General features: G+C 52.5%; 26 protein-coding genes. 25 read left to right on the top strand and 1 reads right to left on the bottom strand.

Annotated features, from left to right (window positions below; translation table 11 throughout):
• Positions 1-29 precede the first annotated feature (29 nt).
• The 3 genes from DXD78_RS15155 to DXD78_RS15145 are packed head-to-tail and all read left to right on the top strand — an operon-like array spanning position 30 to position 2,639.
• Positions 30-686: a hypothetical protein gene (locus tag DXD78_RS15155; RefSeq protein WP_117652806.1), complete on the top strand. Its 657-nt coding sequence runs from the start codon at positions 30-32 to the stop codon at positions 684-686.
• Positions 687-729: 43 nt separating this feature from the next.
• Entirely contained in the window at positions 730-1,356 is a 627-nt protein-coding gene (locus tag DXD78_RS15150) for a hypothetical protein (RefSeq protein WP_101602783.1), read from the top strand.
• Between the two features lie 17 nt (positions 1,357-1,373).
• Positions 1,374-2,639: a reverse transcriptase domain-containing protein gene (locus DXD78_RS15145; RefSeq protein WP_101602784.1), complete on the top strand. Its 1,266-nt coding sequence runs from the start codon at positions 1,374-1,376 to the stop codon at positions 2,637-2,639.
• A 345-nt stretch (positions 2,640-2,984) separates the two neighbouring features.
• Here DXD78_RS15145 and DXD78_RS21210 read toward each other — a convergent pair whose 3' ends face one another.
• On the bottom strand, positions 2,985-3,251 hold the full coding sequence (locus DXD78_RS21210) for a hypothetical protein (protein WP_182424289.1): 267 nt from the start codon (positions 3,249-3,251) through the stop codon (positions 2,985-2,987).
• Between the two features lie 257 nt (positions 3,252-3,508).
• Here DXD78_RS21210 and DXD78_RS15135 point away from each other — a divergent pair, with 257 nt between their 5' ends.
• The 22 genes from DXD78_RS15135 (at position 3,509) to DXD78_RS15030 (ending at position 17,284) form a co-directional block, all read left to right on the top strand.
• Positions 3,509-3,988 carry a hypothetical protein gene (locus DXD78_RS15135; protein WP_101602786.1) on the top strand — a complete coding sequence of 160 codons (480 nt, stop codon included), beginning with the start codon at positions 3,509-3,511 and terminating at the stop codon, positions 3,986-3,988.
• The gene (locus DXD78_RS15130; protein ID WP_101602787.1) at positions 3,985-5,073 is read left to right on the top strand and encodes a ubiquitin carboxyl-hydrolase; all 1,089 of its coding nucleotides are present in this window, start codon (positions 3,985-3,987) and stop codon (positions 5,071-5,073) included. The genes DXD78_RS15135 and DXD78_RS15130 overlap by 4 nt, the downstream gene beginning before the upstream one ends.
• A 389-nt stretch (positions 5,074-5,462) precedes the next feature.
• Complete coding sequence (locus DXD78_RS21205; RefSeq protein ID WP_162838072.1) at positions 5,463-5,615, top strand: hypothetical protein; 153 nt, start codon at positions 5,463-5,465, stop codon at positions 5,613-5,615.
• A 12-nt stretch (positions 5,616-5,627) separates the two neighbouring features.
• Complete coding sequence (locus DXD78_RS15120; protein ID WP_101602789.1) at positions 5,628-5,915, top strand: hypothetical protein; 288 nt, start codon at positions 5,628-5,630, stop codon at positions 5,913-5,915.
• Between the two features lie 13 nt (positions 5,916-5,928).
• Positions 5,929-6,654 (top strand): hypothetical protein, encoded by a 726-nt coding sequence (locus DXD78_RS15115; RefSeq protein WP_101602790.1) that lies wholly within the window; start codon positions 5,929-5,931, stop codon positions 6,652-6,654.
• Position 6,655: 1 nt separating this feature from the next.
• Positions 6,656-7,174 carry a hypothetical protein gene (locus DXD78_RS15110; RefSeq protein WP_101602791.1) on the top strand — a complete coding sequence of 173 codons (519 nt, stop codon included), beginning with the start codon at positions 6,656-6,658 and terminating at the stop codon, positions 7,172-7,174.
• The gene (locus tag DXD78_RS15105; protein WP_048697822.1) at positions 7,161-7,745 is read left to right on the top strand and encodes a hypothetical protein; all 585 of its coding nucleotides are present in this window, start codon (positions 7,161-7,163) and stop codon (positions 7,743-7,745) included. Before DXD78_RS15110 ends, DXD78_RS15105 begins: the two co-directional genes overlap by 14 nt.
• Positions 7,746-7,764: 19 nt before the next feature.
• Positions 7,765-8,673, top strand: coding sequence for a hypothetical protein (locus DXD78_RS15100; protein ID WP_101604281.1), 909 nt, complete (start codon positions 7,765-7,767; stop codon positions 8,671-8,673).
• A 48-nt stretch (positions 8,674-8,721) separates the two neighbouring features.
• Entirely contained in the window at positions 8,722-9,567 is an 846-nt protein-coding gene (locus DXD78_RS15095) for a DUF4313 domain-containing protein (protein ID WP_101602792.1), read from the top strand.
• Positions 9,564-10,505 (top strand): hypothetical protein, encoded by a 942-nt coding sequence (locus DXD78_RS15090; protein WP_229093120.1) that lies wholly within the window; start codon positions 9,564-9,566, stop codon positions 10,503-10,505. Before DXD78_RS15095 ends, DXD78_RS15090 begins: the two co-directional genes overlap by 4 nt.
• Before the next feature lie 8 nt (positions 10,506-10,513).
• Positions 10,514-10,777 carry a hypothetical protein gene (locus tag DXD78_RS15085; protein ID WP_101602793.1) on the top strand — a complete coding sequence of 88 codons (264 nt, stop codon included), beginning with the start codon at positions 10,514-10,516 and terminating at the stop codon, positions 10,775-10,777.
• An 11-nt stretch (positions 10,778-10,788) separates the two neighbouring features.
• Positions 10,789-11,010: a hypothetical protein gene (locus DXD78_RS15080; protein WP_057279717.1), complete on the top strand. Its 222-nt coding sequence runs from the start codon at positions 10,789-10,791 to the stop codon at positions 11,008-11,010.
• 8 nt (positions 11,011-11,018) lie between these two features.
• Positions 11,019-11,333 carry a hypothetical protein gene (locus DXD78_RS15075; RefSeq protein WP_101602794.1) on the top strand — a complete coding sequence of 105 codons (315 nt, stop codon included), beginning with the start codon at positions 11,019-11,021 and terminating at the stop codon, positions 11,331-11,333.
• Positions 11,330-11,539, top strand: coding sequence for a hypothetical protein (locus DXD78_RS15070; protein WP_057279715.1), 210 nt, complete (start codon positions 11,330-11,332; stop codon positions 11,537-11,539). Before DXD78_RS15075 ends, DXD78_RS15070 begins: the two co-directional genes overlap by 4 nt.
• Before the next feature lie 58 nt (positions 11,540-11,597).
• On the top strand, positions 11,598-12,602 hold the full coding sequence (locus DXD78_RS15065; RefSeq protein ID WP_101602795.1) for a hypothetical protein: 1,005 nt from the start codon (positions 11,598-11,600) through the stop codon (positions 12,600-12,602).
• A 3-nt stretch (positions 12,603-12,605) separates the two neighbouring features.
• Positions 12,606-13,142 (top strand): hypothetical protein, encoded by a 537-nt coding sequence (locus tag DXD78_RS15060; RefSeq protein ID WP_101602796.1) that lies wholly within the window; start codon positions 12,606-12,608, stop codon positions 13,140-13,142.
• A gap of 14 nt (positions 13,143-13,156) precedes the next feature.
• Complete coding sequence (locus DXD78_RS15055; RefSeq protein ID WP_101602797.1) at positions 13,157-13,372, top strand: hypothetical protein; 216 nt, start codon at positions 13,157-13,159, stop codon at positions 13,370-13,372.
• 21 nt (positions 13,373-13,393) lie between these two features.
• Positions 13,394-14,206: a hypothetical protein gene (locus tag DXD78_RS15050; RefSeq protein WP_101602798.1), complete on the top strand. Its 813-nt coding sequence runs from the start codon at positions 13,394-13,396 to the stop codon at positions 14,204-14,206.
• Between the two features lie 15 nt (positions 14,207-14,221).
• Positions 14,222-14,980, top strand: coding sequence for a hypothetical protein (locus DXD78_RS15045; protein WP_229093119.1), 759 nt, complete (start codon positions 14,222-14,224; stop codon positions 14,978-14,980).
• A 67-nt stretch (positions 14,981-15,047) separates the two neighbouring features.
• Entirely contained in the window at positions 15,048-15,947 is a 900-nt protein-coding gene (locus DXD78_RS15040) for a DUF932 domain-containing protein (protein WP_101602800.1), read from the top strand.
• A gap of 2 nt (positions 15,948-15,949) precedes the next feature.
• Positions 15,950-16,540: a tyrosine-type recombinase/integrase gene (locus DXD78_RS15035; protein WP_101602801.1), complete on the top strand. Its 591-nt coding sequence runs from the start codon at positions 15,950-15,952 to the stop codon at positions 16,538-16,540.
• A gap of 87 nt (positions 16,541-16,627) precedes the next feature.
• Positions 16,628-17,284: a hypothetical protein gene (locus DXD78_RS15030; RefSeq protein ID WP_101602802.1), complete on the top strand. Its 657-nt coding sequence runs from the start codon at positions 16,628-16,630 to the stop codon at positions 17,282-17,284.
• Positions 17,285-17,295 lie beyond the last annotated feature (11 nt).

The following is a 17,295-nucleotide window of genomic DNA, read 5'->3' as shown; positions in this document are numbered from 1 at the left end:
CAACAACAGAACAATGAAGACAAAGAAAAATGGACAGATATGATTTCATAAGATTCGGGGAACAGGTACGCTGGTACAACGAAAGTGAAGACCTGATGGAAACCATGCAGGTGTGCTGCCCCGTATATCCTCCCGTGCAGGGCGACACAAGGGTACAGCTGGTATCCGCCGGAATAGAGGCGCTGCAATCGGGAGGCGGGTCGGAAAAGACGGTCAGGGCCTCGCAGCTCGTGCCCTTCATAAGCCACTTCGGCAGGGGATACTGGGAGGCTCTCACACAGGCAGCGGACAATGGGGCAGGCACGGACCTGCTCGAAGCGATGATCAGAAACAGCTGTCTGGGCCTGGGAGAACAGATATGCCTGCTTTGTGGCAAGGTGTCGGCAAGCGTGCACGCTGCATTCTGCAGGGTATATCCCGAAGAGGGAAGCCTGCTCGACGTCATTGAGTGGCAGGGAAAGGAGTACCCCATAAGGAAGCTGACACTGTTCCGGGGGACGGAACAGGAAATGGAAACAACCGTATCGGTCACCGCATTGCAGAGGAAGCTCATCGGACGCAGGAGCGGCGCACCCGTTTCAAAAGCCGCAGAAAGGATCGATGAAGGTATTTATTATTACTGTGAACAGGAAAAGGAGTTCCTCCTCCCGCAAGAAGGCCTCACCGCATTTGTAGAAAGGGGATGAGACAGGGAAATGATACGATATACACAGATAAAGACAATTGAAAATGAAAAAAGAACCGAGTAAAACGCAAGAAAACGGCATATCGGATACCGGCATTCCCATGCCGGACGACATCCTGCCGAGACTTGTCAAGGAAAAAGATGCCGGCAAAGAATATATGGCCGCTACCCGTGAAAAACTTATGCGCCTGCTCAAGGAATACCTTGGGCAAAAATACGGGCGGAAAGTCCGCTTCATCCTTCCGACGGGTGATCCGGCCGGTGACCTGCTGGACGGGAAGGGATTCTATCCCTGTTCGGTGACCATATACGACAAGTACGGTTTTGCAGCCTGCAGCAGTGCCGTATCGGTAGAGCTGACTGCGGAAGGAAAAATTCTCATCCCTACCGACGAGGCCGGAAAAATCCACGACGCGGAAGAGTACCTCTCAAATGACGACCTGCTGTCCTTGTGCGGAACGGTAGAAGAATACGAACGGCTGTTGCCTGAAATCCGCAAGGAACTGGCAGAAAACGGGAACTGGAAAGAATTTGCCCGAAGAATGCTGGAGGAAGAATTCCCGCAGGCAAAAGTTGAGGTACGGGAGGAGTTTATCCGGGACTGCTGGGAGAACCTGCAGACAGAAAGTTATAACCTCCAACACTTTGAACGGTATTGTCAGGAAAAATAATAAAAAATATACGAACCATGTCAGACAAGATATTACAGATGTTCTTCGACATCGGCCGGTGGAAAAAGGCCATTGAGAAAGGCGTGCTGAAAGACATCCGGAAAGACCAGCTTATCCGGCTGACCGACGAGCATACCCGTATGGCCATGGCCGATGCCATGATACAGGGGAAGTACGAAATCGCTCCCCCGCATACCGCACAGATACCGAAGGAGAACGGCGAGTTCCGTACGGTATACATCAACGAGCCCGTCGACCGGGTAGTGCTGGGCATTGCCAACGACCTGCTCTTTGAACTCATGCCGGAAATGGTACACCCCTCGTGTAAGTCCTACCAAAGCGGTATCGGCTGTGGCAGCGTAGTCACCGAGGCCAGCCGCCGGATAGCGGAAACGAGAGGCGGCGGCATTCTGGGCTGGAAGTCGGACCTGAGCAAATATTTCGATAGTGTGCCGATACGGTACATTGACGAGGCGTTCGACAAGGTCGAGGCCAGACACGGACGCTCCTCCTTAATTGACGTGCTCAGGAAGTACTACCACAACGATCTTTACTTCGATGAAGACAACCGCCTTCAAGCCAAGTACCAGTCCCTCAAACAGGGCTGTCCCGTGGCAAGCTGGCTGGCCGACGTGCTGCTCCATGATCTCGACGGGGAACTCTCAGGAATGACAGGCTACTACATCCGATACTCGGACGACATGCTGTTCATCGGGAAAGACTACGGGAAAGCAATGCAAGTGCTGGAACAAAGGCTCGGCGAGAAAAGCATGAAGCTCAACCCGAAGAAGGTGGAATACCTGATGTCCGACCGCTGGTTCAAGTTTCTCGGGTTCAGCATCAAGGGGGACATGATCTCCCCTTCGGCAAGCCGTATCAAGACTTTTCAGAAAGAGATTGAACGCCGCACGATCCGCAATCCCCGCACTACCCCGGCAAAAGCGGTCAATGCAGTCAACCGCTACCTGTATAAGGGCAACGGGGAGTTCAGCTGGGCGACCCAGGTGCTTCCGGTATGCAATGTCCGCAGAGACCTTGACGAACTGAACAAGTTCGTGATGGACTGCCTGCGGGCCGTAAGTACGGGCAAGCGGAAGGTAGGCGGTCTGGGATATGTCAGTACCGGGCAGGACGGCTGCATTGTCCGGGGCAAAGGGCGCAACGTGAAGGCGAACCGGGGCAAGACCCCGGGAATCATTCCGGGCTACCTGACCATAGGATGCATGCGCGGCGCCTTATTGACGAGCCGGGCGGTGTACAATACGCTGGTAGCATCGTTATAGGGCATGCCGGGCACACGGCAGAACGGGTGAACGGGCAGGTTATTCAACGTTACAGGCTTATAACCAGAATCCATATAGGAATTAACCGGTCTAACAGCCGGTTAATCCCACCTTGATTCTGGCTGCGCCTGTAATGTATCGGGAAATTAGAGTCATGTGCCGTCTGTCCCGCACCCGTTACCGGAGCACACCGGGAAAGTTCAAGGAATAGGTTTGGGCATCCCGCGTACCGACGTCTTCTTTCCGAGTCTGAAGGCGGCTGACCGTCGCCTTCGGACTCCGCAGAAGACCCATACGCGGGATACATCGGAAGCATAAAGCCATGTGCCGGTATTATGAGAACTTTCAGTCTTTTCCAGCACGGGAACGTGCGGTTCGGGGGAATGGATTCAGCCCGCTGTCTCCGATAAGCCCGTATCGCGCCGTCGTATCCCTAGCGTCATACGACGGCGCCATTCCGGCTTCCGCCACAGCAGACATCGGACCTGTAAAGGAACGTGCCGGCATTCCGGGAACCGCAAAAAGAACAGCACAGGACAAAGGGGGCAAGGCCGGGATTTCAACAGAGCCGCGATTTACACGGCTGGAACCTTTGTCATCTCCTGCTAACACGACAGATGACACAGGGTCCAGCCGTACTCGCGGCCCGTATCAGGTTTTTAAAGGGATGTGCCGTCCGGATGAGCCCCCTGAACAGAAGGTAGCGCGACCGCATATGCACGAGAGACCCAAATTCAAAATACAGTATTCAAGCTTGGTCCTGAGCCAGGCTACTACCTGGTTCAGGACCGAAGTCCTACTGTATTTATCAGGACTATAAAGATACGCGCCAGGGGTTTGAGTGCCATTAATTGTAAACAGGTGAGAAAATGGAAGATATTTACCGAGAAACCGTCACCGCCATAGAGAACGGCGCAAATTTCCGGATTGATTTCCAGTCCAGAAGTTTAAAAGTAAACGGGAGACACATGATACGGAACGGCAGGCATGATGGCGCTCCGTGGTTGCCGAAGTACGGCTGCGGGGATTTTTTCACGGATGTGGAGGATCTGTACCGCCGCTATAAACATTCGATACCATCGGAGCGCAGCCAGAGCAAGTCCCGCCGGTATTTCATGGCATTGCCCGAAAGTGACCTCGAGGACGGGGACATGCTGTATGGGCAACACCGGGACACCGCTCAATTCGAGCTGGAATTCTATATCCTCTGCCGGATTATGGGCGGGTTCACATGGAATCCCGAAACGATGGGCAAATGGTTCTGGCAAAGCGAAAAAGACAAGGACCTGGTGATACTCAGAGAATGGGTGGAGCCCGGAAGTAATCAACTATTAACAAATTCACAATGAGCAGAAAGAAACAAGAAACAAAAATCCTGTGCCCCGGATGCGGCACGGAATTCGCCATCGCGGACAAGGAATTTACCGCCACGGGCATCGTTATCGGCAAGAATTCGGGTTTGGGCACGGTCTATCCGGCGGTGGCCGGTCATAATCCCCCTGCCGGACTTCCCAAAGGGGCGCGCGAGCGTATCGAGGCGCTCCGAGGCGCCGGTGTGGACGTGAGCTGCCTGTTCGCCATGCAGGGAGCCGGGGGTGGCGAGTACGTCGCCTCCAACAAGGACGGGAAACTTACCATCCTGGATGACAACGACCCGATATTCGGCTGCATCATGGCACAGGGTACCGTTCCCAACAACCGCCTCTTCCGCCGGTGGGTCATGGCGCAGATGTTCCACATGATGTCATATACGCATCACTGCCGGAAAGAGCCGGCAGGGGTGACCGAGATGATCCACAGGAAAGGCTATGATTACCAGTGGAAAATGCTCCTGAACGAGCTACACGCCCAGATGAAGATGGAACACAAGGACATCACAGGTTTTGTAGAGAGAAACCGCTGGTTCAACCGTGATGTGGTTCTGGCCATCGCGAGCGACTATGTCAGCGCGCTGAAAAAACACGTGGGTAACCTGGAAACAAGAAAATGCAAGGGAGTTCCCTACAAGCGTGTATACGGCCGTAATATTTTCGTGGAGGACCTGCAATCCAAACTGTACTACCCGCTTTCCATCGCGATAACCCACATCAGGCACGCGCTGGACGCCGCACAGCTTTACAACGCGGTCAGACAGTTCAATGACCGCCGTATCCGGCTGCCATGGGATACTCCTCAAAGCAAGGCATGGATGGACGCCTATAAGGGCGCCGGGGCGTTCTTTACCATGCAGAACCTGATCCGTTTCCACGGCTGCACAGCCATTGACGATTCGGGGCGCAGGCTGGACAAGTACCAGTCACTGGCGTTCCTGTCAGCAAAAGCGGAAGAGTATAAAAACGGAGAAGGATGGCGGTTGCTGGCAGTCCTGAAAAAAATGCTGGCGGACAACAATATCAACATCAAGAAGAAGATGGCGGCATGGCGTAAGAAGTAGGCCGTCATCTCCATCCGCCCGGTAGGCGGCACGGTGTGGCGGGTCAGAATAAATCAGTACTCCCTCCATTGAAATGATGCTCATCCCTGTTAACACAAGATGAGCTTCTTTCAATGGAGGCATTACATCGAAAACGTAAAGAGATGCCCCCGTTTGACGACCACACCACTATTCTAATCAAAACGACATAATCCTTTATACGATGAGCAAGAAACAACTACGACGCAGGGCTTACCTGCTGTACCGGTTACGAAAACAGGGTATCCGATGCCTGACGCGCTGCCGGACCATCTTCTATCCTTACGGGGAGGATCCGAAATCAGTACCGTACATCCGCAGCCTGATAAGCGAGTTCCATTTCCTGGTCCAATTTGAAATATCCGCCTGACATGCAACCGGGAGACATTGCAACATTGAAAGTGCCCTACAAGGGCTATCGCCGCATAGAGCTGCTGGAACGGCTCCAATACACCTGGCTGGTACGCATCTGTGAGAGCGGGAAGGAAATCGAGGTCTATGAAGACGAGTTCGAAACGGATTAAAGGTACGGAACAATGAAAGGAGAACAACAGGAAGAACGCGTACCGAACTTCATCGGTAATGCCGTCATTATCCTCACGGCCAGCCATCTGGGCTGCAGGGTGGAGATGCTCGCCACCGCACAGGAGGTGTGGCGGACGAAACGCCTGCCCGAGGCGGTGCTGCTGGGCATGTACGAGAAGGCCGCACGCGAGGCCGTGTCGGCTGTCTGGAAGAGAGGCCTGGCGGAACAGGCGGACCGTCTCGGAGAGATATTTTACAAGACGGGGGAATTTCCTCCGGACAAAAAACGGGAACACTAAAAAAGACACCAGTATGAGAGCAAGAACCTTTCAGGAAATATACGACTTCTGTCGTACGGATGACACCTATCGGAGCTATTTCGAAGTATCGGACGAGTCCCGCATCACCGGGGCAAAGGCAAGAAAGTACTATTACGGCGATATTCGCCGCGGCCAGTGCCGCGTGGGAACATTCATCTACTGCCAGTCAATGCGGCAGCTTGAAAGGTTCCTCGGGGGCGCAAGGCAGGATCATTACATCCATATTGACCCGCTGACCTGCCGGGAAGTGAGTCTTAAGGACGATATGTTCCCCCACCGGACCGCCTATATCGTGGTACACGTCAGGCGGCAGGGCGTGCGGATTGAAATCGAGCATCCCCTGCACAAAGGATGGGTAGATTTCACGGCACGTTCCCACCGTCCCTTCACCAGGGAGGGAATCATAGCCGAGGCGAAGTCCTATATTGACAGGCACATCCTGCTGGCACCGGGCAGATACCGGGACTTGCAGCTGGAACATATGGTTTTCAGGGAACAGTTCCCCACATGGTACAGGCAGTATAAAAAGAGACTGCATGACCGGGCGGAAGCCGAACATCAGGACATGGTGGAGAGATACCGGTACAGGAATGACATCACCTACGGGGAAGCCCGTGACATGCTTGCGGCTTCAGGCATATTTTTCGACCTGAACTGCGACGAGTTCGAGCGGGATGAGATTACGGAACAATTTGTACAACTCTGTAACAGAACTTGAAATGGAAACGGACATAGTAAGAAAATGTATTGCGGACTATCTGCACAAGATAGACAGGTACAGGCAGCAACGGGATGAACTGCAAGGAAGGATTGATGCGACCCGCCGGAAAATTGCCTGGCATGAAAAGCGGATCATCAGGCTGTCAGAACAGCAGAAACGTATCGAAAGGCCGTGGTGGACGAAGGAAATCGTGGCTCCCCTCATGCGGGAAGTGGCACGCCTCACCCCGGAGGTGGCATGGAGTGCCGAAAACCTGTACACCCATGGGCTGAGGGCAGCATGTTCTGTTTACGGGGAAGCACAAAACGGCGGGACCGTCGGCCTGACTTTCACGTTTGACGGCGGTGTCCTCAGTTATGACACCGGGGAAGTCACACGCCGATTCGCTCCGGGTACGCTCGGTGATATCAACGGCATGAACAATGTCTGCGCCCCCGTGGAGAGTGTGGACACACTGGTTGCAAAAGTAAATGGACAAAGAGTGGAACTTAAAAGCCAAGCGGATGAACCTGTATAATCAAATCAAATATAACGGATACCACATCAACATCTACTATGATGACGATGCCGGAAGCCCGCGAAAAATGTTCGACAACCTCGGTACGCTCTACACGGCACACCGTCGCTACCGCCCGGAGAAGGAGTTCGATGAGCACTTTGATATCGACAAGGTTTTTGACGGGCGCATCGGAAATTTCCGGGGATCGTTCCTGAAGGAGTATATCGCCTTGCCGGTCTATCTCTACGAGCATAGCGGCACTACGGTATCCACCTCGCCGTTCAGCTGCCCGTGGGATTCCGGATTTTTCGGCATCATCGCGGTACCGTTGGACAAGGTGCGCCGGGAATACGGGTGGAAGAACATCACCGTGGAACGCAGGAAGCGGATCGAGGAATACCTGCAAGGTGAAATCAAAACCCTTGACGACTACTACACCGGAGAGGTCTTCGGATATTGCATAACACCGGAGGATGACGACTCCAACGAACTGGACAGCTGTTGGGGATTCTACGGAACGGACAGTCTGAAAGAGATGGAAGCCGAATGCAGGCATATCATCGACGGACTGGACAAGGCGGCAGCATAAAATAGAAAAAATGATTGACATGGAAGAAAAACAAGATTATAAGGAGATTAAGGTACGCCTGCATCATATAGATCGCGGGAACTGCACGGAAGTCTGGGAAGTACAGACGGAGGAAGGCAAGCCCGGGCGCTATCTGGGACGTGATGACGGTTATGGTCCGAAGGAGTGGTACACGCTCTGCGATGCCCCCTACGGATATTGCGAGAGGGACTGCCACGTAAGGACGGACCTCATCCTTGTCATATGTGACAAGAAATGGAACGAGGTACTGCGTGACGGAATGGACAGGGAACGCTTTCCCGAAAGTTTCCCTTCATTGGACGAGGCATGCAACGAGGCATGGGACAAGGTCGTGAAAGGGCTTCCGCATGTCACACGCAAAGGTTTCGGGCAGTGGATTACCAAACAGTCATTCCTTCCGCTCAGCCAGACCGAGGAGCTGAACTGGCGGGATTGCTACTGTGAGGAAGAGGCAAGCGAGATTCTCTCGCGTTTTACATGGATCAGTGAAGAGTACGCCATCTTCAAGGTCACCCGGCGGCACACCAAATGCGATGCACGGTGGTACGAGTATTACGCGGGCAAGACAAACCGGCAGGAACACGAAAGTTACGTCCGTTTTTTCGGATACGAGTTCCATGACCGACATGTCAGCGACGTAATCGGAACACTCGGCAGGCGGTGTGACGACATCTTCCGTACTGTGGTGGAAACCCGCACGGACCACTACTACGGGCGCACGGTTTCCTATTTCATGGACGAGATCATCGGTTACGACCTGTCCCATGAACAAGTCCGTGACGCCAAGGAATGCAGGTTACGAAAGGCACGGGAAGACTATGATGAGGCGCTCGCCTATTATCATTGGCTGGAAAAGAATGGGAACGGTATCCCACAGAACACAGAACAGGAAAAACAGTCACAATAACTAAAAATACAATTCAAAAGTATAACTACAATATAAAAAACATATATAATGAGAACATCATACGGACTTGAATTCAATACGGTAACAGAAATCAATCCTGAATGGAGCGATTATGACAAGACAATAGCGGAATGCCACCTGGCCAATACCGGTGTGGTCATCGTGGATACGGAGTACGGGCAACCGATAGACAACGAATATGACCTTGAAGAGATCTACCGCCTTCTCGAAAAGGAGAATAAAAAAAGCGCCGCCAGGGTAATCCGGTCTCCCTTCCAGCTTCTTGACGAGCTATGCCTGTTGGAACCCGGGAGCACCATCCACTGTACCTGTCTTCACGGGAAGGACATGGACAATCCCCTGACACTGAAGGAGAAAAACTGCCGCATCGGCGACTGTCCCACGTTCGTACTCGCACATAATGACGGGAGCACGGTCAGGGTTGACGGCGAGCAAATCATGGAAGGCAGCTGCCGTTTCGATCTTCCCGGATGGGAAACCCCTCCCGCCGGGCAACTGCGGTATGTAAACAGGACATACCCTGACGGCATTCCGGTACGGCTGGAAGTATTTTCCTACGATTCTCCCGGAAACCTTTACGTGGGACTTCTCTCACCGGAGAATGACAACGTGACATCATGGGGATCCTTCACCGACGTGACGGTAAACATGCGCCCCCTTCCTCCGTATTATGCCTTCGTCAAGGAGTACAGCGAGAACGAGGGAATGGGCGAGTTTCTCACCCGGAACGGCATCGCCTGCCGCTCCCATGTCATACCCGATATCCAGAACGGATTCGTCACGATGCACGCCTACCTGTTCGACAGGGAACGGCTCGCGCTGCTCGCGCCGGACACTTTTCCCGATTACGAAAAAAGCCTTGTGGAAGAATGATACCGACTACCATGGAAGTAAAGCAGGAAAATAAAGGCATCAGGGTACGCTTGAACCATATCAGACACGGGGAGTGTATGGAAGTCTGGCAACTACAGACACCCGAAGGCAAACCAAAACGCTACGTCTGCCGCGATACTTACGGTGAGAATTGCTGGTACTGGCTATGTGACGCCCCATCCGGCTGTTGCGAACGCGATTACGCAATCAATAACGACATCGCTATAACAGTGTGCGACCAAAGCTGGCGGGAAATCACGCGGGACAGCAATAACCGCAGACGTTACGCGAAAAGTTTTGCGACATTGGAAGATACCTACACCGAAGAGTGGAGGAAGATTGCCGGCAACTATCCGGGAGTGACACGGAACGGTTTCAAGGAATGGATTCTCAAGCAATCGTTCCGCCCGCTCAACGGGACTGAAGAGGCCAACTGGCAATATTGTCGGCATGAAACGGTGGCAAGCGAGACTTTGGCACATTTTACATGGATCGGTGAGAAGTACGCCATCTGCCGGGTCACCCAGAAACATACCGAATGCGACGCCCGGTGGTACGAATATTATGCGAGGAAAGTACAGGGAATATATTACGGACACACCCATTTTTTCGGTTACGAGTTCCATGACCGGCATATTAGCGACGTGCTCCGGACGCTCGGCAAACGGTGCGAGGACATCGGCAGCACCGTGGTGGAGACCCGCTACAGGAAGGGCCACTCTGCCATGTCCTACTTCATGGACGAGTTCATCGGTTACGACTTGTCCTATGAACAAGTCCGTGACGCCAAGGAATGCAGGTTGCGCAAGGCAAGGGAAGACTACAACGGGGCGAACACCTACTATTACAAACTGAAAGAGAACGAGGTGAGTGTCCGAGGCATCGAGGCAATACTGCTTGCCATGAGAAAACAAATGCTAAAAGCGAAAAAACAATAAATATTGATATGGAAACAAGTAAAACTATTAAACCAGAAGAAAATGCCGAAGCATCCGAGATGCTCGGCTATATCATGGGGCAGCTGAAACACAACGGTGGTAAATGGGACCTGACCGATGATGCGGGCAAGCCCGTCATCTTTGATACGGAAAAGAACGTGTATATTCCAGATATCATGCTTTCAAAAGACTGTACTCCGTGTGCGGTAATCCCGCTGGGATATTTCGAGGATGACACGATCCGTGCCATCGTGGAAATGATTTCCTTGTAATAATCCTCCAAATGAGATTCAAGGACAACGGACTGGCCAACCTTCACGACCGGAACCGTGAGGAAAGCGGTTTCTGCTGCATGCAACTGATCACATTCCTTACGGACAATGGAGTGAAAAGCTGGGATGAATGGCACCGGGCGCATACCGACGCGGCCCGGGGCGAATGCAAATACCGGACACGATGCCCGGTTTACCGGCGCAGTAAAAACAAGACAGAATCAGACAAATAAATACTGCAATGAATAAAATAAGGCCCGAACTGTTGGAGCGGATAAGAAAATCCAACGAGGAATACAAAAGGATTGGATCCCTGTTGAAACCTTTGGGATTCACGCTTTGTACGGGAGCGGTCTTTTACGGAGAACGCCCGTTCAGCATGTACTGCGGTAAAATGGAAGACTACCGGTCTTTCATCGACAATATCGACAGTATCAGGGAAAGGTACCGGAAACGGAAAAACGAGAGCCTGGGAATTTATGAAACAAGAAGTCAAAAGCAACATCCGCAGAATCGAAGCGATACCGTACTGCATAAGAAAAAGAAAGACATATGATACTCAACATCGTTAAGAACGGAACAGAAAACACCCGCATAGCGGAAGCTGTCAGGGAGGTATTCCCCGACTCGGAAGTGAAAGTAAAGGAGGATTACGGCATGTCCGTGGACATAGAGATAAGCTCCCAGGAAGGGCTGCACAGCCTGGAAGGCCTCAAAGAGCTGGAGGACTGTTTCAAGGACTATGACATAAGAATATGGTGACCGCCACGCAACGGGCGGCAAACCGGAAATTGTTCAACTACAGATAAAAACAATCAACATGAAACAAGAAAATCCCACAGTACCGGAAACAGACAGAATTTTTCCGGAAGATGATGACGCGCTTTACCGCGAAATGACAGCGCACATGCCCGGTTGTTATTTCCCGACTTCGCTAAGCGAGGATGGCATCCACGAATTTGCCGGGGAGGAATTTCGCCGCATCAGGAACATTGTCTGCCGGCACTATAACTTCGACGAGGACAAATATATCCAAGAAAACGCCGGCGTATCCCCTTTCGATTCCGTCCAAGACAACTTCGAGCTGGAAGTGTACAGGCGTATCCGTAAGGATTATATGCAACTCAGTGTCATCTCCATTAGAGAATCACTTTTGGGGAAAATTCGCCGTGCCGTGGAAAAAGAGAACAATATTATCGGCACGTTTTACCGTAACCGTGGCGTGCATTACCGGGAGTCGGAATCACCGGAGTATGAAACCTCCCCGATAGTGGTGGTCCATAATCCCGTTTTTTACGGATACGGCGGTTACGAAGGTGCGACAGTTTATGAACTTTTCATCAACGGGAACGGCAAACTGCTCTGCACGCTCAACGGTGAGGCCGGCGAGGATTTTGATGAGCCTGCCGAAAACGTACAGACCGAAGGACTGCTCAATATCACCCACTGGCTGGAAGAATACGGGTTTATCCCTGATGATACTGATGACGACGAGATTACCGTATGCGACGAGTGCGGTTCAGACAATATCCAGACACAGGCATGGGTGGACCCGAATACCCGCATATTCATTGGCACTACGGGCATTGACCGTGATGACAACTGGTGTGACGAATGCGAGGATCATCTGCCCTTTACCACGCTTAAAGAATTTAAGGGACGTATGCAGGAATGGTGGGATTCGCTGGATTCAAATCAGATGGAGAAGATTACAGGCTACCGTCAGAACAAGCGTCAGGCATTTGTAAAAGCCTGCAATATATGGTGGGGCAACAAGAACTACGACGAGAAACGTAAAATCTGGAAAGAACATAACAATTATTGACTCATGGTTTACAATCTTCTTAAACGCATACAGAACCTGTTGGTTTCCAAGCCTTCCGGAACAAAGGAGGAATTGGAACTCCTAAGTCTGGTCAACCAGGCGCTTCCTACAATGCTCAATGGGCGTGAGACCGAAACACTTGCCCCCAATGAACTGCTGGTACGGATATGTCCCGACACCAAACATCCGGTCCTCGTATGCCATGACGGCAACGGGCAGTGCCTGTGCCTGCATAACGGGACGACGGAAGAGGATGCCATCGATGTGGACTTATGGCTGCGTTCCAACGGCAGGGAGTGTAACGGCTACAACAAGTTGCAGGAGGCAGTCGTGGACCTTGCCTACAATGCCGGAGCGGACAACCTATGGGAAGATATGGATTCCCGTGCCGTCAATGCCGAGATCGTCCGGTGGGCGGAGGAATTCGAGACTGAACATGCGGGCACTGATTGGGATGCGGGGGACTACTTCCTTGCCATCGACGGGTTTTACAGGAAAAAGGCAAAACAAATGAATCCGGCCGCAATGTCGGCGGACTGAAAAATGGTAACCGAATGGACAAGGAAACTGCAGAAGAAATCATCCGGGAAAACCGTTATCCGTCCGGATATGACATACAAGACTATCTGTCGGACAATAAGGATACGGTGCTTTCTCTGGAGGATGGAACGGAGCTGCTTGACGACTTCGACCTCTGGAAAGAACATTCCGACCTCGAACTTGAGAAAACCATGGACCGGAACTACTGGTCCTCGGCAGGTGGGTATTAGATTAAACACAAAAATAATATTATGGTAAGAGAACTTTATCAACGGCTCAGGGAATATTTCAACAACTTACCCGAACCGACAGAAGAGGAAAAACAATTTATCCGGAAGCTGAACGCCGGGTATTTCCCCATCACGTCCGTCCATCGCGATGACCTGGAAGGGAAAGGTTTCGATGTGAAAAAGATCAGCGATGACGACATGCAGAACCTGGCGAAAAAGATGGCGAACGATTACTATGAACAGTTGTTCTGGCTCAGCATGGAAATTATCGCCGGAGAAATCCTGGGTTTCCCGAAAGTAAAAACAAAAGACATTATCTGTCCGAAATGCAATTCGGAAAATATCCGTTATGATATTCACGAAAGCCGGTTCCACTGCGACAAGTGTTTTCAGGCATGGGATGACAAACTGTATGTGCTCGTGGAATTTCCCGGGGACAGTGCCCCTTTCGAGGAAGAAGGAACCGGTTACCCGGCATGGGAAAGCGGGGACAACGGGGCGCTTTACGTGTCCGAGGAAGACTATGTCCGCCATACCGGCAAATCTCCCGAGCGGGACAAGTGTTACCGGGCCGTATGCTGGCCGGACTCCCAGAAATACATGGGGACGAAGGGCTGTGACCCCATACAGGATGAAAACGGGATACGGGATTTCGGCACATCGGCATACTGGGTGCCGATACTTCTGACGGAAGAAGCGGCAGGTCGACGAATGGACAAGAAAATGGCACCGGTATGCCCCGAATGCGGGGGCACCGATATTGACATTCTTAGTGACGAGGGCGTGGCTGTATGCAACGGCTGCCACCTTGAATGGCCTTACGTGGAGGATTAAGGGATGGAGAAAACAATGACAGTAGACGTATATGCAATCAGTGGTGATTTTGTCACCTGTTCCGATTGCGGCAAAGTGATGCTCCTTCCGCACGGCGCGGACAAATGTCCCGCCTGCCGTTCGGAAGGGACCCTCGCATGGACGGACGACGCATTGCAGGAGACCGACATCGACGGACTGGTCGGACGGCACTGCAACCTGCACCAGAAGGTCGCCCCCACACCGGAGGAATACCTGTCGCTCTCCACGCTGGCGACGGAATACATCCATTATCTGGCCGACAGACCGCAGACAGCGCGTGAGACCCTCTCGCTGATCCTTGAAATCAGCTCCCTTTTCGAGAAGCACTGGCAGGAAACGTGCTGCTTCCAGTCCGAGAACCTGTACACGCCGGCCATCAACAGCCTGCTTGACAAGCTGGACCGGAAACTGAGAGAGGGCGATGCGATCCCGATAGAATACCAGAACTGCCGTTCCCTCGGCGAATTCTTCCGGGTGGTCGCCGACGACCGTCCGGCAAGACAGGAGGTGCTGTTCTCCTCGGACAGGGAGGGCAACTTCTATTTCAACGGGCGGAAAGTCACGGTGGTGCCGTCCATGGACTACGCCTACCGGCTGAGGAAGACCCGGATACACACCAGCTACAACCGTCCGGCGGACTTTTACTTCCGCTTCCTGGCCCGTTACGGCCCGTACGGCACCTACGGGAACTCCTACTATCCGAGCGTCACGGACATGATATGCCGGCGCTATCTTCCCGACGCGACAGAATAAATTCCGGAAGGCGGTGGACGACGCTCCACCGCCTTTCTTATTGTATAACTTTTTAACACCAATCATTATGGCAACAGCATTAGCAACAACGGCTGCCCCCGTGCAGTTCGATTTTCAGAACAACAACGTCGAGGTGATGACACTCGACACGCTCCGACGCACACACAAGGAGAATGACATCTACGGCAACCCGCTCAAGGGAATTTACCATTACGAGGTGATAGAGCGCATGGCGGGTCTCTGCCAGAAACACAACCTGAACTACGAGGTGGAGGAAATCTTCGCCGCCCAGAACAAGAACAAGGCCCAGCCCGGCGTGGTCGTCCTGCCCCAGGTGGAACAGAAGTTCGGAACATCGGCTGTCGAGGCACATATTCTGCGCCGTGTCTACACGACCATCCGCATCAAAGAATGGGAAACGGACGAGTTGACCACCACGCTGGTCGTTGCGTTCCATCAGGACGGCATACAGGCTGCAATAGGCCCCTGCGTTAAAGTGTGCCACAACCAGTGCATCCTCTCTCCCGAACGCAGCGTTTCGAACTATGGGAAAGAAAAGGCCTCCACCGAACAGCTTTTCGAGCGCGTGGATGAATGGTTGTCTAACTTCGAAGTGCAGATGAATGAGGACCGGGAACGTATCCGCCGTCTGAAAGCGAAAGTGATTACCCCCGTGGAAATGTACGCCTACATCGGCCTGCTGACCGCCTTGCGCGTATCACATGACAGTTCCGACAAACGCCTCTCGTCCAAGGTGGAAACCTACCCGCTCAACCAGTCCCAAATTTCAATTTTTACCGAGGATCTGCTCAAACTTGCCGAGGAGAAGAAAACACTTACAGCGTGGGACATCTATAACGTGGCAACCGAAATCTACAAACCCGGTCGCACGGACATCCCAGCCATGATTCCCCAGAACGGGGCATTGGCCGAGCTGATGCTCTCGGAAAACCTGCCTGAAGCCTGACCATGACCCGCATCAGAGGACAACTGACAACAGCGGACTACCTTCCCATGGATATGTTCCGAAAATTGCTCGATGCATTGGAAAAAGACGGTGAATACCTGTGGGCGACCTACTGCTGGCTGTCATTCTGTACGGCATTCCGGGCTTCGGACGTACGTACACTCCGATGGAAAGACGTGCTCGGCCGCAACCAGCTGGTAAAGACGGAGAAGAAAACCCGCAAGAGCCGCATGGTGAAGTTCAGCCGATATGTACAGGAAAAGACGCGGCATCTGTACGGGCTGCAGGGCAGCCCCGATGTGGAAAACCTGATTTTCATGAACCCGCAAACCGGCAATCCGTACTCTCTGGAATACATCAACCGGTTGCTTAAGGTGTTCCGGGTCAGATACCGGATTCCCATACGCGCTTTTTCCACACATACCTTCCGCAAGACCTTCGGGCGCTATGTCTACGAGATGATGGGGCGTTCGGCGGAAGCCCTGATCCTGCTCAACCAGATATTCCGCCATTCCAATCTGGAGACCACACGACGCTACATCGGGCTGGCGCAGGAGGACATCGACAAGGTATTCAATTCCATACATATCTGACAACAATTTCAAGGACGCCCGGAAACCGGATGGTTGGTTTCCGGGCTATGCTTAATATGACAACATCTAAAAAACAACACTGTAAAAATGGATAAACCGATATATACAGACACCTACTTCCGCATCGAATCCGGTTACGAATGGGGACGTGGTATGTCAGAGGAAAAGACAGAGACATTTTTCGCCGAAATCAGAAGCCTGTTCTCGCAAAACGGCTTCACAATCGAGGAGCGCAAATACGGCGGTTGTCCGGATGTCGTGCTGGATAAGACACGGCTCTACTGCCACCCGCAAGAACTCTCCGGTCCCGTAAGGAAAGAACTTATCGGACGCATCGAGAAGATTCTGACGCAAGGTACGACATTCCAATACCTGCGTACCGACACCTACGGGGAAGTCCTCGACCTGACGGAAGAGGAAGAACTGGCGTATTACCGCGAAGTCCATGCCATGGGCATTGAGGGGATATTCAGCGAAGCCTTCCGTACCAGACGCCGGAACTTGTACAAGAGCCGTGAGCAGGTGCAGGAGATACTTGTCGAAAAACTCCGGGTCAAGACGTTCCGTGAGAGTTCCGTCTATTCAAGCACCTCCCCGGCGTGGCGCTATATCCGTGAGATCTACGAAAAGATGCTGGCCGAAGGGAAGCTCGTGGAAGGGTACAAGCATACCGGTTCAGGAAAACTGATGCTCTGCCGTACGGCAACCGACAGGGAAATCCTGCCAGACAAAGCAAAGAAATGACGGGAAGGAAC

The sequence above is a fragment of the Bacteroides sp. D20 genome, from assembly GCF_003436255.1.
Taxonomy (GTDB): domain Bacteria; phylum Bacteroidota; class Bacteroidia; order Bacteroidales; family Bacteroidaceae; genus Bacteroides; species Bacteroides uniformis.
The sequence above is the reverse complement of the archived record's forward strand: the minus strand, read 5'-3'. Positions and strand labels throughout refer to the sequence as shown.

What these genes read in the sequence shown, in the direction of transcription:
- DXD78_RS21205 (WP_162838072.1), top strand. Translation starts at nt 5,463, where the DNA reads ATGCAACCGGGAGACATTGCAACATTGAAAGTGCCCTACAAGGGCTAT.
- DXD78_RS15085 (WP_101602793.1), top strand. Translation starts at nt 10,514, where the DNA reads ATGGAAACAAGTAAAACTATTAAACCAGAAGAAAATGCCGAAGCATCC.
- DXD78_RS15050 (WP_101602798.1), top strand. Translation starts at nt 13,394, where the DNA reads ATGGTAAGAGAACTTTATCAACGGCTCAGGGAATATTTCAACAACTTA.
- DXD78_RS15110 (WP_101602791.1), top strand. Translation starts at nt 6,656, where the DNA reads ATGGAAACGGACATAGTAAGAAAATGTATTGCGGACTATCTGCACAAG.
- DXD78_RS15080 (WP_057279717.1), top strand. Translation starts at nt 10,789, where the DNA reads ATGAGATTCAAGGACAACGGACTGGCCAACCTTCACGACCGGAACCGT.
- DXD78_RS15155 (WP_117652806.1), top strand. Translation starts at nt 30, where the DNA reads ATGGACAGATATGATTTCATAAGATTCGGGGAACAGGTACGCTGGTAC.
- DXD78_RS15090 (WP_229093120.1), top strand. Translation starts at nt 9,564, where the DNA reads ATGATACCGACTACCATGGAAGTAAAGCAGGAAAATAAAGGCATCAGG.
- DXD78_RS15095 (WP_101602792.1), top strand. Translation starts at nt 8,722, where the DNA reads ATGAGAACATCATACGGACTTGAATTCAATACGGTAACAGAAATCAAT.
- DXD78_RS15070 (WP_057279715.1), top strand. Translation starts at nt 11,330, where the DNA reads ATGATACTCAACATCGTTAAGAACGGAACAGAAAACACCCGCATAGCG.
- DXD78_RS15135 (WP_101602786.1), top strand. Translation starts at nt 3,509, where the DNA reads ATGGAAGATATTTACCGAGAAACCGTCACCGCCATAGAGAACGGCGCA.
- DXD78_RS15115 (WP_101602790.1), top strand. Translation starts at nt 5,929, where the DNA reads ATGAGAGCAAGAACCTTTCAGGAAATATACGACTTCTGTCGTACGGAT.
- DXD78_RS15065 (WP_101602795.1), top strand. Translation starts at nt 11,598, where the DNA reads ATGAAACAAGAAAATCCCACAGTACCGGAAACAGACAGAATTTTTCCG.
- DXD78_RS15105 (WP_048697822.1), top strand. Translation starts at nt 7,161, where the DNA reads ATGAACCTGTATAATCAAATCAAATATAACGGATACCACATCAACATC.
- DXD78_RS15145 (WP_101602784.1), top strand. Translation starts at nt 1,374, where the DNA reads ATGTCAGACAAGATATTACAGATGTTCTTCGACATCGGCCGGTGGAAA.
- DXD78_RS15100 (WP_101604281.1), top strand. Translation starts at nt 7,765, where the DNA reads ATGGAAGAAAAACAAGATTATAAGGAGATTAAGGTACGCCTGCATCAT.
- DXD78_RS15030 (WP_101602802.1), top strand. Translation starts at nt 16,628, where the DNA reads ATGGATAAACCGATATATACAGACACCTACTTCCGCATCGAATCCGGT.
- DXD78_RS15055 (WP_101602797.1), top strand. Translation starts at nt 13,157, where the DNA reads ATGGACAAGGAAACTGCAGAAGAAATCATCCGGGAAAACCGTTATCCG.
- DXD78_RS15035 (WP_101602801.1), top strand. Translation starts at nt 15,950, where the DNA reads ATGACCCGCATCAGAGGACAACTGACAACAGCGGACTACCTTCCCATG.
- DXD78_RS15060 (WP_101602796.1), top strand. Translation starts at nt 12,606, where the DNA reads ATGGTTTACAATCTTCTTAAACGCATACAGAACCTGTTGGTTTCCAAG.
- DXD78_RS15130 (WP_101602787.1), top strand. Translation starts at nt 3,985, where the DNA reads ATGAGCAGAAAGAAACAAGAAACAAAAATCCTGTGCCCCGGATGCGGC.
- DXD78_RS15120 (WP_101602789.1), top strand. Translation starts at nt 5,628, where the DNA reads ATGAAAGGAGAACAACAGGAAGAACGCGTACCGAACTTCATCGGTAAT.
- DXD78_RS15150 (WP_101602783.1), top strand. Translation starts at nt 730, where the DNA reads ATGAAAAAAGAACCGAGTAAAACGCAAGAAAACGGCATATCGGATACC.
- DXD78_RS15040 (WP_101602800.1), top strand. Translation starts at nt 15,048, where the DNA reads ATGGCAACAGCATTAGCAACAACGGCTGCCCCCGTGCAGTTCGATTTT.
- DXD78_RS15045 (WP_229093119.1), top strand. Translation starts at nt 14,222, where the DNA reads ATGACAGTAGACGTATATGCAATCAGTGGTGATTTTGTCACCTGTTCC.
- DXD78_RS15075 (WP_101602794.1), top strand. Translation starts at nt 11,019, where the DNA reads ATGAATAAAATAAGGCCCGAACTGTTGGAGCGGATAAGAAAATCCAAC.